The organism is Pseudoalteromonas sp. NZS127_1, from assembly GCF_015864295.1.
GTDB lineage: Bacteria > Pseudomonadota > Gammaproteobacteria > Enterobacterales > Alteromonadaceae > Pseudoalteromonas > Pseudoalteromonas arctica.
In genome coordinates, this window is record NZ_JADYXO010000001.1 from 162,149 (window position 1) to 179,298 (window position 17,150).

The 17,150-nt window shown below is 39.6% G+C and carries 12 protein-coding genes; 8 read left to right on the forward strand and 4 right to left on the reverse strand.

Translation table 11 applies throughout. The features are described from left to right. Window positions 1-85: 85 nt before the first annotated feature. The 4 genes from I6F50_RS00625 to I6F50_RS00640 are packed head-to-tail and all read left to right on the forward strand — an operon-like array spanning window position 86 to window position 4,324. Window positions 86-1,513 carry an NAD-dependent succinate-semialdehyde dehydrogenase gene (locus I6F50_RS00625; protein WP_197175040.1) on the forward strand — a complete coding sequence of 476 codons (1,428 nt, stop codon included), beginning with the start codon at window positions 86-88 and terminating at the stop codon, window positions 1,511-1,513. Window positions 1,514-1,523: 10 nt separating this feature from the next. After that, window positions 1,524-2,687, forward strand: coding sequence for a mandelate racemase/muconate lactonizing enzyme family protein (locus tag I6F50_RS00630; RefSeq protein ID WP_024594150.1), 1,164 nt, complete (start codon window positions 1,524-1,526; stop codon window positions 2,685-2,687). Window positions 2,688-2,705: 18 nt separating this feature from the next. Further along, window positions 2,706-3,713, forward strand: coding sequence for a 2-dehydro-3-deoxygalactonokinase (locus tag I6F50_RS00635; protein ID WP_197175041.1), 1,008 nt, complete (start codon window positions 2,706-2,708; stop codon window positions 3,711-3,713). After that, complete coding sequence (locus I6F50_RS00640) at window positions 3,704-4,324, forward strand: 2-dehydro-3-deoxy-6-phosphogalactonate aldolase (RefSeq protein ID WP_197175042.1); 621 nt, start codon at window positions 3,704-3,706, stop codon at window positions 4,322-4,324. Before I6F50_RS00635 ends, I6F50_RS00640 begins: the two co-directional genes overlap by 10 nt. Window positions 4,325-4,426: 102 nt before the next feature. On the opposite strand, the gene I6F50_RS00645 is transcribed toward I6F50_RS00640, so the two are convergent. From I6F50_RS00645 to I6F50_RS00655, 3 genes are all read right to left on the reverse strand, one after another. Beyond that, complete coding sequence (locus I6F50_RS00645; protein ID WP_197175043.1) at window positions 4,427-5,161, reverse strand: FadR/GntR family transcriptional regulator; 735 nt, start codon at window positions 5,159-5,161, stop codon at window positions 4,427-4,429. 68 nt (window positions 5,162-5,229) lie between these two features. Next, the gene (locus tag I6F50_RS00650) at window positions 5,230-5,967 is read right to left on the reverse strand and encodes a FadR/GntR family transcriptional regulator (RefSeq protein ID WP_149605834.1); all 738 of its coding nucleotides are present in this window, start codon (window positions 5,965-5,967) and stop codon (window positions 5,230-5,232) included. 172 nt (window positions 5,968-6,139) lie between these two features. Next, window positions 6,140-8,971, reverse strand: a complete 2,832-nt coding sequence (locus I6F50_RS00655) for a TonB-dependent receptor (RefSeq protein WP_166109293.1) — start codon at window positions 8,969-8,971, stop codon at window positions 6,140-6,142. Between the two features lie 189 nt (window positions 8,972-9,160). Here I6F50_RS00655 and I6F50_RS00660 point away from each other — a divergent pair, with 189 nt between their 5' ends. After that, window positions 9,161-9,922, forward strand: coding sequence for a 2-keto-4-pentenoate hydratase (locus I6F50_RS00660; protein WP_197175044.1), 762 nt, complete (start codon window positions 9,161-9,163; stop codon window positions 9,920-9,922). 97 nt (window positions 9,923-10,019) lie between these two features. Here the strand turns inward: I6F50_RS00660 and I6F50_RS00665 are convergent, their stop codons facing one another. After that, a complete protein-coding gene (locus I6F50_RS00665; protein ID WP_166419481.1) occupies window positions 10,020-10,748 on the reverse strand; it encodes an NUDIX domain-containing protein in 729 nt (242 codons plus the stop codon). 364 nt (window positions 10,749-11,112) lie between these two features. Between I6F50_RS00665 and I6F50_RS00670 the strand changes: the two genes are divergently transcribed. From I6F50_RS00670 to I6F50_RS00680, 3 genes are all read left to right on the forward strand, one after another. Further along, the gene (locus I6F50_RS00670) at window positions 11,113-12,468 is read left to right on the forward strand and encodes an MFS transporter (RefSeq protein WP_197175046.1); all 1,356 of its coding nucleotides are present in this window, start codon (window positions 11,113-11,115) and stop codon (window positions 12,466-12,468) included. Window positions 12,469-12,530: 62 nt separating this feature from the next. Beyond that, complete coding sequence (locus I6F50_RS00675; RefSeq protein WP_197118762.1) at window positions 12,531-13,598, forward strand: glycoside hydrolase family 43 protein; 1,068 nt, start codon at window positions 12,531-12,533, stop codon at window positions 13,596-13,598. Window positions 13,599-13,986: 388 nt separating this feature from the next. Beyond that, window positions 13,987-17,016, forward strand: coding sequence for a TonB-dependent receptor (locus I6F50_RS00680; RefSeq protein WP_197175049.1), 3,030 nt, complete (start codon window positions 13,987-13,989; stop codon window positions 17,014-17,016). Window positions 17,017-17,150: the final 134 nt, after the last annotated feature.

Here is a 17,150-nt window from a genome sequence, read left to right on the forward strand (position 1 = left end):
AAATAGTTATTATGTATTAAGGCCTGTGTGTCTTACTTTAGTCATTTAGCCCTTAGGGTGTTGTAGATAATAATGGAGCGACAAAATGCTTTCTAAACAACTGTATATCGGTGGAAAATTAATAACGAGTGACGCAACGACCGAAATTATCAATCCTGCAACACTTGAAGTTGTAGGCGAAATTTCGGCTGCAGGTATTAATGAAGCAAACATGGCCTTAGAGTCTGCGCAAGAAGCATTTTCAAGTTGGTCAACAACGCCTGCAACAGAGCGTGCTCAATGGATGCTTAAACTGCGAGATGCAGTAATTGCAAACGAGCAACACTTACGTGAATGCGTGCATTTAGAAATGGCTAAACCATGGCAGTCAACCGCTGACGACTTTCAAATGTTAGTTGATAGCCTTAATTTTTACGCTGATGCCATTGTTAATATCGCCGATGAAGAATTAAAAGATAATGAAGGTACACATAGCCACGTTCTTTCGCGTGAGCCTGTTGGTGTGGCTGCAGCATTTTTAGCATGGAATTTTCCATTATTAAATTTGGCTTATAAATTAGGCCCAGCAATGGCTGCGGGTTGTCCGCTTGTAGTAAAACCGTCAAGTAAAACGCCTTTGTCTGCTTATGCTGTAGGCGAATTATGTGAACAAATCGGCTTGCCAGCAGGTGTGGTTAACATACTTTCGGGCACAGATAGCACCGTAGGCGATGCCATTTCAGCGTCAACTATTCCCTCTGTACTTACTTTAATTGGTTCTACTAATGTGGGTAAGCATGTAATTGCAACAGGTGCTACGTCAATCAAGCGTTATTCAATGGAGCTTGGTGGTAATGCACCTGCCATTGTATGTAGCGATGCAAATTTAGATAACGCAGCCGATGTGATTTGTGGCGTTAAGTTTGCCAACGCAGGGCAAATTTGTGTTACCCCAAATCGTGTATTTGTACACGAAAGCGTTGCTGATGAATTTATTGAAAAAGTACTTACTCGTGCAAAAGCAGTAAAAGTTGGTTTTGATAAAAACGAGGCTATTGATATGGGCCCCGTTATGGATGCTAACTCATGGCAACGTATTGATGAGCTAGTTAAAGATGCACAGCAAAAAGGCGCTAAATTACAATTAGGTGGTAAAAAACCTACAGGCGTTAATGGGTATTTTTACGAACCAACCGTACTTACAAATGTAGATTCGAGCATGAATCTATACAAAGACGAAATATTTGGCCCTGTTATTAGTATTATTATATTTAGTGATAACGAACAGGTGCTTAGCGATGCAAATGACACGGACGCTGGTTTGAGTTCATTTATTTTTAGTAGTAACGAAGACACTATTTCTTACTTTGCAAAACATTTACGCTTTGGCGAAGTACAAGTAAACGGCATTAAATACAGCATTAATTTACCTCATTTTGGTATTAAGCAATCGGGCGTGGGTGTTGATTGTTCGTTGTTAGCTTTAGATGACTACCTTGCATATAAACGTGTTTCTCGCGCGTTAAAGGTTTAAGGAACAGACTATGAAAATCACACAAATTATTAGCCACGTTTTACAGTACGACCTAGAAGAAGAACTTGGTTATTCGCAGCAGTATTACGCTAAACGTACCGCACATTTAGTTGAAGTTCGTACCGATATAGGTATTACAGGTTGGGGCGAATGTTTTGGCGGTGGCGGCGTTGCGTTTGCCAATAAAACAATTGTTGAGCATGTGATTCAGCCTATGATTTTGGGCATGGATCCACTCGACAGAGAAGTGATTTGGCATAAAGTTTATAACTTACTGCGCGATCATGGCCAAAAAGGCATGCCTATTCAGTCTTTATCTGGTGTAGATATTGCTCTGTGGGACATTGCAGGTAAATTTTTAGATCAACCCGTTTATAAGTTACTAGGGGGTGCTTTTAGAGACCGCATTCCGGCTTATGGTTACGGTATGATGCTACAAAAGTTTCCAAACCTGGAAGAGCGCTTTACCGAAGAAAGCCAGCGTATTAAAGAAATGGGCTTTACGGCCATGAAAATGAAAATAGGCCTTTCGCCAGACCGCGATATAAAGCTTGTTGAAGCTGTACGTAAAGGTATTGGCCGCGATATGCGCCTAATGGTTGACGCTAACCATGCATATACAGCGCGCGAAGCTATTCCGCTAGGTCGAGAGCTGCAAAATTTAGGCGTGTACTGGTTTGAAGAACCGGTTGCACCAGAGGATCATCAAGGCTATCGCGATTTATGTGAAGCACTTGATATGAGCATTGCCGGTGGCGAAGCCGAATTTACCCGCTGGGGCTTTAGAGACTTAATTAAAAACCGCTGCGTTGATTTACTCCAGCCAGAAGTGTGTGCGCTCGGTGGTATTACCGAATATCAAAAAGTATTAGCTATGGCACACGCGCATTTTGTGCCTGTAATAAACCATGTATGGGGCTCGGCTATTGCGGTAGGTACTAATCTACATTTATTAGCTGCGTTACCTGATTTACCAGGTGCTGCACACCCAGTACAACCTATGCTTGAGTACGATACAACGCCAAACTTATTTAGAGAGCAGTTATTGCAAGAGTCTCTAAACATTAACGAGCAAGTTAAAAATAACAACGGAACAGTTGCGCTACCACAAGGTCCAGGCCTTGGTATTGAGCCCGACCTTGATTTTATTAAACATTACGAAGTATCAATTTAATAAATAAGGGCAAGGCTTATGAGCGATAACAAAAGCAACTTTCCAGCATTAATTGTTGTTGATTGGGGAAGCTCTAACTTTAGAGCTTTTTTAGTCGATGGCAAAGGCTGCATTTTAGATACTGTTAATGGTGAGCAGGGCGTACTTTGTATTAAAAACGACTGTTTAGAAACCGTATTACTTAGTTATATATCAGGCTGGTTATCAAAACATAAAACGCCGATTATTATGGCAGGTATGGTAGGCGGTGCTATAGGTTGGCAAGATACAGGCTATGTAAATGCGCCAGCTAATCTCGGTAGTATGAGCGTAAACCTTTGTAAAGCAAATAATAAAGCAGGCTTACAAATTAGTATTGTGCCGGGTGTTAAATACGTTATGGAAAATAATGTATGCGATGTAATGCGCGGTGAAGAAGTACAAGTATTTGGCGCTGTATTAGATGTAGAGCAAACAGCGGGTGAGCTAAGTAATCAAACCTTAAGTGAGACTATGTTTTGCTTACCCGGCACCCACTCTAAATGGGTTCAAGTTGCAAAAGATATTCAACGTAAAACGGTTATTACGAGCCTTAGTACGTTCATGACCGGTGAAATGTTTGATTTATTGACTAAACAAAGCATTTTAGGTGAAGGATTAGAGGCACTAGGTAAAACACCAACAGATATGCCAAGCTTTTTAAAAGGCGTTGGTGTTAGTCAAGTTCAAAGCAGTTTATTAAGTGCATTATTTAGTGCGCGTACTTTAAAGCTAGATAAACAATTAACGCTGCAAAACGTACCTAGTTACTTATCTGGTTTACTTATTGGCGCTGAGCTTGCGGGTATTAAAAGTAAGCTAAACGACATTAAGCATGTTTATTTAATTGGTAACTCAAGTTTAAACACTCTGTATTGTGAAGCATTAAAAGAACTCGGCTTTACTTCTTCTATTTTAAGCAGTGCAACTGCATCTACTAAAGGCATGTTTACACTAGCTGTACAGGCCGGTTTAGTCACTGAAAAGGAAACTCAATTATGTCATTAATTTCGTTAACTCATGCTATGAAGCAACTACCATTGGTTGCCATTTTACGCGGCATTACACCAAGTGAAGTGCTTGATTATGCAAAGGTACTTATTAATATTGGTTACCGCGTTATAGAGGTGCCACTTAACTCTCCTGATGCATTAAAAAGTATTAAGTTATTAAGTGATAAATACGCAGATATAGCCATTATTGGTGCGGGAACGGTTGTTACTAAAGACGAAGTTGATCAGGTAATTAAAGCGGGCGGTCGTATTATTATATCTCCGCATAGCGATGTAGAGCTGATCCGTTTTAGTAAATTAAAAGGACTGTACTGCGTACCAGGATTTTATACACCCACTGAAGGGTTTGCTGCATTGCATGCCGGTGCAGACGCGCTTAAGTTTTTTCCAGCAGATACAGCAGGTCCAAAAGGCTTAAAAGCAATTACAACGGTGCTTTCGGGTATTGATATTTACCCTGTGGGCGGTGTATCGCCTCAAAACCAGGATGAATTTGTTAATGCAGGGGCATCGGGTTTTGGTTTAGGAAGCGGCTTGTATAAAGCCGGAATGGGTTTAGAAGAATTTACGACTAATGCTAAAAATTATGCTGAATATTATCTTTAATTAATTTTTAATTAAATTGCGATAAAACGTTGTTGTGCTTGCATCGCTACTCATCATTCCTCTCACATTAAATGATGAGTTAGCGGTGCTATTTAAAATAAATTAAATATCCATTAACTTAGCTAAATTGGCTTTAGCATCTGCTAAAAGCTTTTCTGTAAGGGCTTGTGCTTTTTCGCTATTACCGGTGGCAATAGCATCAAATACTTCTCTGTGAAACGGAATAGAAGCATGATTACTTTGTGCACTTTGGTTTGTTACTTTAATACTCACAAGCAACGCTGAAAAAATAACGCATTCCATCGAAATAAATAGCTCATTATGAGAAGCGCGTAAAATAGCGCCATGAAAATGCGCATCAGCAATAACAAACTTATCTAAATCGCTTACCGAGCTTTGCATTTCATTTAATGCATCTTCAATGGCTTTAATATCTTCAGGCTCTGCGCGAAGCGCTGCAACACTGGCTGCTTTGGGCTCAAATGCTAAACGAAATTCCATTAATTGAGTTAAAAACTCAGGATTAAGTGGGGCGCTTAAATGCCACGCAAGAACATCATCGTCAAGCAACGCCCAGTTATCACGGGTTTTTACACGAGTGCCAATGCCTCTGCGTACATCTAAAAGCCCTTTACCAACAAGAATTTTTACTGCATCACGAACAACAACTCGACTTACTTGAAAACGTTCAGCTAAACGGTTTTCATCATCAATCAGTGTGCCAGGAGTATATGTGCCAGCAACAATTCTACGGCCTAATTCTTTAGCTACCTGTACCGGTAAGCTAGGTGACATGGCACTGCTGCGTCTTAGATCGTAGTATGTTAATTCGCTCATAGTATCTTAGTGTCCGTATTATTTATTTATACGTACTATTTATATGAATTTGCGACAATAAACAATGGCTATTTGTTATTTACTGTCGCAGAAAGACGAAAGCTGGCATCTTTTAGGAGTTTTTCGGTGAGAAATTCGGCTTTATCGCCATCTTTTGCAGCAATGGCTTCGTACACTTCACGATGAAACGGAATAGATGCACCGTTATCGCGCGGGTCTTTATTTGTTACTTTAATACTAACTAAAAGTGCAGAATAAATAACGCCTTCCATAGAAGCTAAAAAGCTATTTTGCGCTGCTTTTATAATGGCCTTATGAAATAAAGAATCAGCAATAATAAAATCTTCTGCGCTGTTATCTGTTTTAGCCATGCGCTCGCATGCGGCTGCAATTTCAATTAAATCCTCAGGGCGCGCACGTTCAGCTGCCCAACGTGCTGCTTTTGGCTCAAAGGCTAGGCGCACGTCCATTAATTGCTCTAAAAATTTACGATTAGGTGGTGCTGATAAATGCCATGCTAATACGTCATCGTCTAGCATATTCCATCTATCACGAGGTAGTACACGCGTACCAATACCTCTGCGTACATCAAGTAGGCCTTTGCTTACTAAGATTTTTACCGCGTCGCGTACTACTACGCGGCTTACTTGGTAGCGTTTAGCGAGTGCATCTTCATCATCAATTAAACTGCCGGCTTCAAATGATCCAGACACAATGCGTCTGCCAATTTCTTTAGCCACTTGAACAGAAAGGCTTGCTGCCATTCCTGATGTTTGTTTTAGGTCGTAATATATAAGTTCGCTCATATCTTTAATATAAACATATTATGTTTGACTGGTCAATGTAATGTGCACAAAATAGGGGGAGTGGTAACTAATTTTAATCGCTGCTTATATGTTTAAAAGTGACATAGTGGGAATATAATAAAGATCGCTGATGAGCGATCTTTATAGCAATTTGGGTTATTTCAATAAAGCGTTAAAACTTAGCGCGTATACCTATACGGTAACGCGGACCAGTATATTGGGTATTAATAACGCGCTCTTTTACATCGGCATATTGATAGGTACGTTCATCAGTTATATTTATTGCTTCGCCTGTTAGCGTAAAGTTATCGTTAACCGCATAAGACATACTAAAGTCGAGCTGACCATAAGCCGCAGTATGCTCTGGTAATCCACCACTGCGTATACCAGCTCGGCTACTTAAAAAGTCATCTCGCCAGTTGTAGGCTAAACGCGCTTGAAATGCATTTTTGTCGTAGTAGGCAACAATGTTATAAGAGTTTTCGGCAAATCCCTCTAATTTATCACCTGGGTCGGTCACACCTGGAAGCTCTATTTTTTGTGTGTTTTTATTTGTAGTATCAGCCCATGTATAGTTTGCTTGCACACCTAAGCCATTTAAAAAGCTCGGTAAATAATCCATATTATGTTGTACAGCAAGTTCTACTCCAGTAATTGAGCCGCCTGATTGGTTTTGTTTAGTATTAATAGTTTCGTTTACATTGCCGTATCCATCAATACTTACTGATGAATCAACGTATTGCGACCCATCCCAAATATCAGGCGTATTATCTAAATAAGTTATTTGTGCAATTGTGCTAGATATATCCTTTTTGAAAAAGTTAACCGCGTAAGAATCGCCGCTATCACTATAATATTCAAAAGATAAATCGTATTGATTAGCCTTATAGGGTGCTAAATAAGGATTGCCACCTGTTTGAGAAAAGCTACCTGCTTGCATATCGGTATACGTTGTTTGTACGCCAATGTCGTCAATGGCAGGGCGCGACATAACTTTAGCCGCTGCGGCTCTTACCAATAAGTTATCACTTAAATTAATACTAAAATTAGCGCTAGGTAGCCAGTTAGTGTAACTATTTTTTGCTTTAAGGCTTCCTGAGTCTGTGTAATCAACAACTAATAAAGGTTGGCCATTATCAAGCTCGCCCGTATAACCTAGGCGCCTTTTTCCGTAACCACTTGAGCTTGTATCCGTTTTTACATAACGGACTCCCACATTACCGCGCCAATCGTAATCACCAATTAAGCCGCTGAGATTAAACTGCGAATAAGCACTTATTTTCTCTTCGGTGACGCTTGATGATGCGATTTCGTTATATTGCTCGTTTGGCCAATTTGGATTTTTGGTCATATCACGAATAGCGCTATGGTATTTATTTATATCAGCAAACAAAAAGTCACGCGGAAAATTACCTGGCTCACTACTTAAAAAATCTGAATAGGGACTTGCTGAAAAGATGTCATCAGGCATATCTCTAAGTTCGCCACAAATATCGGCATTCGGTGCCACTAAACCACAGTTATCTTCATGGAATGTTTCAAAGCGATCTCTTACTTTTTCGCGATCTGAATACGCAATACCAAAATCGATTGAATCTAAGGTTAGACTTTCAGCGAACTCTAAATCGAGTAGGTATTTCCCTTTTGTTTGCAGCTCCGTAATCGTGTCTTCTAATTCGTAATGTGAAACTTGATTCCAATGTGCTCTCACGCTTGTCGGCGAAGCATAATCAATGGTTGTGTCTAAATTAACGGTATCAGTGTTTCTAAAATCAAAATTTAAACTATCGTTTCGCTCCGGTGAAATATAATTAGGAACTAATAAGTCGCTACGTGGCGTTGATTTTGATGTTGAATGGCTTATATCAAACTCAAGCGTTAATACATCAAATTCTTTTATAGAATTAAACCCAAATGCCTGTGTTTTTGATTTTGACTCCAGCTCTTGAAATAAACCATCAATTCTAAAATCAACATTTTCACCAGTTCCGCCCAGTGTTTTACCCGAAAACTTAGTGCCTGATAAAATAGTACCGTTGTCTGATACAACCACATTTCGCCAATTAGGATACTGTAAGCCGGCTTGCAAACCTTGAGTTTGAGTTTCTACTGAGAGATCCGTATACATGTAATCAAAGGTATTGGTAAAGCTTGAATCTGGTGCCCACTGAAAACTGGTATTAATGCCAGTACGTTCGCGATGCTCTTGCCCTAATGCGTATTCAATTCGCCCGGCATGGCGAAGCATAGTTGGCGTAACCACATTGCCATCTAAATTATGAATGTCGCCTTCAATCACACCCGGCTCATTATTAAGTAATAACCAACGGGTTGTGCCCATTGAATCGTATCGGTTATCACTTTTTTGTTGTGAAAGGGCAATATTAAAACCAAATGTTTCATCAGCAAACGTATTGCTAAATAACGCAGAGTATTCAGGACTCGTCTCGCCAGAAAGTTCACTGTATTTGGCATTTATAGAGCCAAGTACATGTAATCCGGGGTTATCTAATGGGCGTGCAGTTTTAACGTTAACATAAGCACCAATGCTCCCTTCAGGTGTTTTAGCCGTAGGCGACTTAACGACATCAGCACCCGATATTAGCTCAGCTGCTAATACTTGAAAATCAAACGAGCGACCAATTTCAGAAGTAGCTAATGTGCGCCCGTTTAATGTAACAACGTTAAATTCTGGGCCAAAACCACGAACGGTTATTTTTGAGCCCTCACCATTTACACGGTTAATTGAAACGCCAGGAACACGTTGTAAAGACTCAGCCACATTTTGATCGGGAAACTTACCAATATCCTCAGCAACAATACTATCTTGAACACTATCGCTGTAACGTTTTAGAGATGATGCGGCCTCGAGACTTGAACGAACACCCGTTACAACAATGACTTCAGTATCGTCTTTTACTTTATCGTTTGTAGCAGCTTGAGCAAATGAACAGCTTGAGAGAGCGGCTAAAACACCGAGTGCAATTTTTTTCTTTGAACGCATAGTGATCTCCATATATTTGTGTGTCGTGTCGTCAGATAAAGTTCAACCTTTGAGAGTTTACTCACTTAACAAGAAGTAAATTCGCAAAAGAATAACGTTCGACAAATCTAAACATCATATGTTTAATTGTCAAGAACACTGTTATTATTGCTATGCAAATTACTTTCAATAGCAAAAAAAGGAACTACAGTGGATAACTCAATCTTGCTTGAACATATCGCTAAGCATTTACTAAATAAAAGAGAGCAAGGCATTGCGATACCTGACTTATCATCAGATATAACGCTTAATTCTATAGACGACGTTTTAGCAGTTCAGAAGTTGATGATTAAGCTAAATAACCAAAAAGTGTATGGTTGGAAATGTATGCTTCCATCAGGTGATGGCACGATTACTCTCGCGCCACTTTTGCATGCACCGGTTAAATCTATGGGACGTTGTGCTCTTTTCACAAAAAATAATAAAGCGCTCATTGAGCCAGAAATTGCATTTGTGCTAAACAAAGACCTAGCAAGCTATGAAGAATATAAAAATGAGGATATAGATAATGCCATTGGTAGTGCCCATTTAGCGTTGGAGCTTATTCAAAACAGATTTCCAGAGGGTTATCAAGCAACACACTATGAAAAATTGGCCGATGGATTATCTAATCAAGGTGTATATTTAGGCCCTAAAGTAGACGTTAAAAAAGCATATGAGAGCAGTGATATAAATATTGATGTTAAACAGGGCGAAGATTTACAAAGCTATGCGGGGACGCATCCTGCAGGTTTGCCGCAACTTCCTTTATATTGGGCTATTAACTTTTTAACGGAAAATGGGTTTGAATTAAAAGCAGGCCATATTTTTATTACAGGCTCTTATAACGGTCTAATGCAATTAGACATAAATAAAAAAACATCAATAAAGTACGAAGGTTTAGGAGAGATTACAGTCGAATTTTCATGTTGATACATTGAGGTTCTGTAGGTTAGCAAACGCTTTTAAATTACGTTGTACAGCTAACCTACACGTGTATTTGATTTTACGGTAAAAAAAATTAAATTATTTAAAACTCGAATGTAAAACCAAACTCTCTTAATTTTTCATATACGTTTATGTCAAAACGGTACAAAGTAGCAGCTCTGTGGGCTACGTTGGTTTGTTTTTCTTTGCAGTTTATTAATAAGTTCATTTTTTGAAACTTACGTCTGAAGTTAGGCTTATCGAGTGACTTATTTAAAATCGACTCGTAAATTCCTTGTAGCTCAAGCAGGGTGAATTTTTCTGGGAGTAAGCTAAAACCGATAGGCTCGTGCCTTACTTTATAACGTAAGTAATCAAGGCCACTTTTTAAAATGTCGGCGTGGTCAAACATTAAACTAGGGACGTTATTTACATCAAACCATTCACACTCTACAGCGTTATCGCCACTCACAAGATTGGTTTCTTCAAAGCGCACGAGCGAGTAGTAAACAATAGTAATAATACGCCTAGCGGGGTAGCGGTCTACGTTACCAAATGCACCTAACTGATCTAAATAAAGGTTTTCAACACCGGTGGTACTTTTAACAACACGCAGAGCTGCAAGGTCTAAGTTTTCGTCTTTACGAACCCAATGACCAATTAAACCCCATTGGCTTGTTGCAAGACCGCGATTATATTTAACCAGCAGCACTTTTAACTTACCTTCATGAATAGCAAATACAATATTATCTACGGTTAGATTACTAATGCAGTCATCAGGAATCGATTCTTCGTCAATATTGTTAGAAATATTTGATGTTTTATGGTGCATAAATTACTCAGCCAATGCTATACATACATATTGTTATAAAGACTATTAAGAGTATATAAAAGGCGCTTAAAGCGCAAATAAAAAACATTTATAAATCCTATCTAAAACAATCACATCTATTTAATTAACTGCTATTTCTGCTGTACCTAATTTAATGTATCAACACACATTTTTTATTTTGGCCAAGTAGTGGTTTTTTATTGAACGGCTAATGCCTTTGTATGTTAGTAAATTTAACGCCAAATTAGCGTCATGTATTAAATAAATTACCAGTTGATTAAAAATGTAACATAAATGTTTACATGCGCTAAAAATGCATATAGTATTTTTGACTATATCGATTTACATTGAAAATTGAGCACACATGAACAACACAAAACACACACTCACAATTAAAGAAAAAATAGGGTACGGCCTAGGTGATACAGCCAGTAATATTGTATTTCAAATGGTCGCTAACTTTATGTTGATATTTTATACCGATGTTTACGGTTTATCTGCAGCTGCTGCGGGTACGCTACTTTTAGCGGTTCGTTTATTTGATGGTATTACCGACCCAATAATGGGCAGCATTGCCGATAGAACGCGCAGCCGTTGGGGTTCTTACCGTCCTTACATATTATTTTTAGCTGTTCCGTACGGTGTGTTTGCTTGCTTAGCATTTATAACCCCAGATTTTGATTCTACGGGCAAGCTTATATATGCCTACTTAACTTACGGGCTATTAATGACGTGTTATACCGCCATTAATATACCGTACGGTGCACTTGGCGCAGTAATGACAAACGATCCTAAAGAGCGCGCATCGCTACAGTCATACCGATTTGCAATGGCAATGGCAGCACTGCTTGTAATTGTATGGGCACTGCCTAAGCTGGTTGCCTTTTTTGGCGACGGCAACGATGTAGTAGGTTACCCGCTAGCAATGGTGTTTTTAGGCGGACTTGCCGCAGCGTGTTTTTTACTGTGTTTTAAAATGACCAAAGAAACCAAACAAGTTAAACCCGCGCAAAGTAAAAAGAATGCCTTTCTTGAGTTTTCAAGCCTATTTAAAAACGATCAATGGGTTGTTATAGCCGTTATAAGCCTAGCAACTTTAATCTTAATTGGCGTTAGAGCCTCAGTAGCGCCGCATTATATTAAATACTACGTAGGGGAAGCCTCGCTTACTTCTAACTTTTTAACACTCTCAGCAATTGGCTCAGTATTGGGCGCTATATCTACCAACTTTTTAACCAAATTTATTGAAAAGAAAACACTTTTCATTGTCGCTTTAGTGGTCGTAATTATTTCTCACAGCATGTTTTACGTACTTGAGAGCGACGCAATCGTAACCATTTTTATTGTGTACTTTATTGCTAACTTTGCCCACATGATTATTACCCCAATTATGTTTTCGATGGTGGCAGATACGGTTGACTACGGCGCATTAAAAATTGGCCGCAGATTAACGGCAGTTACGTTTTCGGGTCATTTATTAGCAATAAAACTAGGCTTTGCAATTGGCGGTGCTATTGCAGGCTGGATATTATCAGGGTACGCCTACGTACCAAATCAAGAGCAATCAGAACACACGTTATCAGGCATTTTACTCGCCTTTGCTGGTATTCCAGTAATTTGTACCGTGGCATGTTTAATTTTTATAACACGTTACAAACTTACCGAGCCTGAAGTAAAGCGCATTCAAACGAAGCTGGCTGATAACAAAACCATAAACTAATTTAGCAGTCCATTTTTCACCTTTTAAAAGTGTAAATTGGGCAGGCAATACTAGGAGTAAAAATGCAAAATACAGCGCAAGCAGCACCCCCATCTAATGGATTAAGTGACGCTGAACTTAAACAGTTAAAAGACTTACAACGAGCCAACTCGTTAATACAAAATCACAATGTATTAGTTGATCACATGTATACCGCCGATCCGTCTGCGCATGTGTTTAACGGCACTGTGTATATTTACCCGTCGCACGACATTGAATCAAAAAATGAAATTAATGATAACGGCGACCACTTTGCAATGCGCGACTACCATGTGTTTTCGCTGGACGAAAGCACAGGCAAAGCCATAGACCATGGCGTAGCACTTTGTGTAGACGACGTAAAATGGGCAAGCAAGCAAATGTGGGCACCCGATGCAGCGCATAAACTTGGTCAGTATTACCTTTATTTTCCGGCACGCGATCAGCAAGGTATTTTCAGAATTGGCGTTGCAAAAAGTGACAGCCCAACAGGGCCCTTTAAAGCAGAAGACGATTACATTCAAGGCACGTTTAGTATCGATCCAGCTGTATTTGAAGACGACGACTCAAGCTATTATTTATATTTTGGTGGCTTGTGGGGCGGCCAATTACAAAATTGGCAAACAAGCGAATTTAACAAAGAAAGTACATATCCAAAAAATGGTGAAGCTGCAATTCCAGCACGCGTAGCAAAATTATCTGAAGATATGATAAGCCTAAGCGAAGACGTAAAAGAGGTTGTTGTACTTGATGAGAGCGGCTTACCAATTACAGTATGCGATAACAACCGCCGCTTTTTTGAAGGCCCTTGGGTACACAAACACAACGGTGTTTATTATTTTTCGTATTCAACGGGTGATACACATAAAATTGTCTATGCAACGGGCGATAATCCGTACGGACCATTTACCTATCAGGGCGTTATTTTAAACCCAGTACTGGGTTGGACCACGCACCACTCAATTGTTAAGCACAATGGTGATTGGTTTTTATTTTATCACGACAGTACGTTATCTAGCGGGCAAACCCATTTACGCAGTATGAAAATGGCTAAGCTTGAGCACGACGAAAACGGAAAAATCCAAACAATAAGCCCATATGAACACGCTTAATAAAAATAGTTATAAACAATGCAAATTATCTGCGTGAGCACTGCAACGCCTTTTATTTGCATAAAAAAGATATAGTCAATATGACCATTAATTTATTTGTAAATGGTCGATTTAAGAGGAAGCTGAGGACATATGACAAAATGAAAATATTTTAAAGTAAAAAATTAGCACAAAGAATTAGCATAAACTTGCTGATATTTAATGTTTTTTTAGTTAAGTAGCACAGGTTTAAAACTGGTTGTGGTCTTTGTAAAACGTTTAAAACATACACACACAATAATTATTTATTGACCGTAAAATGAAACAAATAGTTTACAATTATGTTTCGAGTAATTCTTAAAGTCTTGCAGTACGTCAATAATAATTAAATAAGAAAAAGGGCATCATGATGTTTAAGAAAAAGATAATTTCAACAGCCATACTCGCTGCAATAGGGTCGGTTACGCTTCCTCACCAAAGCTACGCTGCAGAAACCGTTGTCGATGAAGATGTAGAAATAATACAAGTAACCGGCATTAGAGGTTCATTGCAACGCTCTATGGATGTTAAACGCGATTCTTCTGGTATTGTCGATGCAATTTCGGCTGAGGATATGGGGAAATTTCCTGATACCAATCTTGCTGAATCGCTACAACGTATTACCGGCGTATCAATTGATAGAGCCGGCGGTGAAGGTAGCCGCGTAACAGTCCGTGGATTTGGACCTGCTAATAACTTAATTACTATTAATGGTCGTCAGCTTCCTAATACAACAGGTGACCGCACATTTGATTTTGCAAATGTCGCATCTGAAAGCGTATCGGGTGTGCAAGTTTATAAAACATCAGACGCAAGTGTTACCTCAGGTGGCATTGGCGCAACTATAAACTTAACAACAAACAGACCCTTAAATAGCCCAGGTATAAAAGCATCGTTTGGCGTAAAAGCCGTAGACGATCAATCAACCGATGAGGGCAGCATTACACCAGAGGTAAGCGGTTTATATTCGCAAACATTTGGGGATGACAAGTTTGGTATCTCGATATCGGGTAGTTACCAAGACCGTGAAAGCGGTATGCAACAGTTTATTCAAGATCAAGGTTACAGAGCATCTGATTACACAAATACAGGATGGGGCGGCGTACCTGCAGGAGCAGAAGGCGGAACAAACAGACCTACATCAGGTATTTATTCAAACCCGCAACAACCACGTTATGTGTTTGAAGAGCGCCAACGTGAGCGTATAAATGGGCAGCTAGTTTTTCAATATCAGCCTGTTGAAAACATTACAGTAACCCTTGATTACACTGGCTTTAAAACAACTATTGAAGAGCAGCATACGGACGCCTCAGTTTGGTTTAACTACGCTGGCGATAGAAGTGAATCTGTTTGGGCGGGAGAGCCTAACGCGTATCCACTTATTTACTCAGAAATTTATGACATCCAAAGTGATGCCGACTACCGCGATACGTCGCTTACTGTAGGTTCTTGGGGCCGCGAAGAAAAAACAGATTCATTAGGCTTTAACCTAGAGTGGGCAGTGTCGGATCAACTTAACCTAGAGTTTGATCATCACAGTTCAAAAGCCTCTATGAAAGCAACCGATCCACGCCACGGTACGCGTAACAATATTCAGTTGCCTTCGTACACACGTACGCGCTCTGGGCTTGATTTAACTGGCGATTTACCCGGTATTGCAATTGGTAACATCGAAAACTTTAACCCAAGCACTATGCGCTTATCGGGTAGCTGGTTTGCAAATGATAAATACGATTCAGAAATCGATCAAACACAAATCTCAGGTGACTACTACATTGACGACAACCTAAGCATCGACTTTGGTGTTGCGGTTAACAAAGTAAATAACCATTATCGTCATACCCAAGTACAACGCCCAGATTGGGGTGGTGTTGGTGTTGAGGGCGACTTTGCTGATATTGATTGGCGCCAAGATACTATTTTAGATAAGTTTCAAGCTAAAGCGGGTAACTTTGAAGGCACTGCAACACAAGGCGAATACGATTTATTTAATACAATCTTTTTTGCCGACTTTGATGCGATTGTAAATGCTGCCGAGTTTGCTGACCCTGTTGCTAACGTAGATAACCTTTACGGTGATTGTAAAGCAGCGGCTGGCGCAGCGGCAGGTCCAAATGGCGAAGGACAATTTTGTGCTTCAACCGATTGGGATGCAGCAACAAACCGCTTTACTGAAGAAAAAACGCAGTCTGCTTTTGCACAAGTAAATTATAAAGGCGAATTGAGCGGCATGTTCTTCGACCTACAAATTGGCTTACGCTACGAAAAAACAGACGTATTTTCTAAAGCAACAGCACCCGGTTATAGCAGCGTAGAATGGAACGAAGATACAGCCACATCAGTAACGGGTGTTACCGGTATTGAAACGCTAAGCCAATCGGCAGACTACAGCCAGTTTCTGCCAAATATTAACTTTAATATTGAAGTAGTTGAAGATGTAATGATCCGCGCAGCGGCGAGCAAAACTATTTCAAGAGCGGGTTATGGTCAGCTACAAGGCGGAACAACTATTAATACCGGCGGTAGTTTAAGTGGTTATTCGGGTGGCTCTGGTAATCCAGGACTCAAACCACTTGAATCAATTAACTACGACTTATCAAGTGAATGGTATTACGGCGAAGGTAGCTATATTTCGTTTGGTTACTTTAAAAAAGACGTAACCAATTGGATCACAACAGGCACAATAGATTCGGATATTTTTAATCTTGCCGATCCTTTAAACGGTGAGAAGTTCAAAGCAGCACAAAGTGCACTTGGTGCTGATGCTTCTAACTTAGCTATTCGAACATATATTTTTGAAAACTTTGCTGATGATCCAAATGTACAGCCTAATTTTGATGAAAATGGCGAGTTAGACGGCGGCACAATTGTTGGTGACCCAGCAACAGATGAACCTGTAAACTTTAGAATAAACGTGCCTGTAAATGGCGACCAAGAATACACCATTGATGGCTTTGAATTTAATATTCAGCACTTATTTGGTGAGTCAGGCTTTGGCGGTATTTTTAACTACACCATGGTTGACTCAGGACTTGAATACGACAACGACTCATTAGAGGATACAGAAGCACTTGTAGGGTTAAGTGATACGGCAAACGTGGTGTTCTTTTACGATAAAGAAGGCTTACAAGCACGTATTGCATATAACTGGCGCGACTCGTTTTTAAATGAGCGCCGTGTAAATGGCGATTTAACTGCGCCAATTTATACCGATGAATATTACCAAATAGACTTTAACGTAAGTTACGAAGTACCCGCAGTAGAAGGGCTTACCGTATTTATTGAAGGTATAAATATTACTGACGAGTACGTAACATCGTACGGGCGCAAGCAAGAGCTGATTTATAACATCACTCAAACAGGCTCTCGCTACGGTTTAGGTGTTCGTTATAATTTTTAATAAATATTATCTACCTATTTAAAGCCGCATTATGCGGCTTTTTTTTGCTCTTTTTAATCTAGTAATAATAATACCCACCTGTTATAGTCAATGTGAATTTAACTTATTTGTTACATTCACTTCACAGCAGTAGG

Bases quoted from the DNA above. Each gene is read 5' to 3' on its own strand.
- I6F50_RS00675 (WP_197118762.1), top strand. From the start codon at position 12,531: ATGCAAAATACAGCGCAAGCAGCACCCCCATCTAATGGATTAAGTGAC.
- I6F50_RS00635 (WP_197175041.1), top strand. From the start codon at position 2,706: ATGAGCGATAACAAAAGCAACTTTCCAGCATTAATTGTTGTTGATTGG.
- I6F50_RS00670 (WP_197175046.1), top strand. From the start codon at position 11,113: ATGAACAACACAAAACACACACTCACAATTAAAGAAAAAATAGGGTAC.
- I6F50_RS00625 (WP_197175040.1), top strand. From the start codon at position 86: ATGCTTTCTAAACAACTGTATATCGGTGGAAAATTAATAACGAGTGAC.
- I6F50_RS00680 (WP_197175049.1), top strand. From the start codon at position 13,987: ATGTTTAAGAAAAAGATAATTTCAACAGCCATACTCGCTGCAATAGGG.
- I6F50_RS00650 (WP_149605834.1), bottom strand. From the start codon at position 5,967: ATGAGCGAACTTATATATTACGACCTAAAACAAACATCAGGAATGGCA.
- I6F50_RS00655 (WP_166109293.1), bottom strand. From the start codon at position 8,971: ATGCGTTCAAAGAAAAAAATTGCACTCGGTGTTTTAGCCGCTCTCTCA.
- I6F50_RS00665 (WP_166419481.1), bottom strand. From the start codon at position 10,748: ATGCACCATAAAACATCAAATATTTCTAACAATATTGACGAAGAATCG.
- I6F50_RS00630 (WP_024594150.1), top strand. From the start codon at position 1,524: ATGAAAATCACACAAATTATTAGCCACGTTTTACAGTACGACCTAGAA.
- I6F50_RS00640 (WP_197175042.1), top strand. From the start codon at position 3,704: ATGTCATTAATTTCGTTAACTCATGCTATGAAGCAACTACCATTGGTT.
- I6F50_RS00645 (WP_197175043.1), bottom strand. From the start codon at position 5,161: ATGAGCGAATTAACATACTACGATCTAAGACGCAGCAGTGCCATGTCA.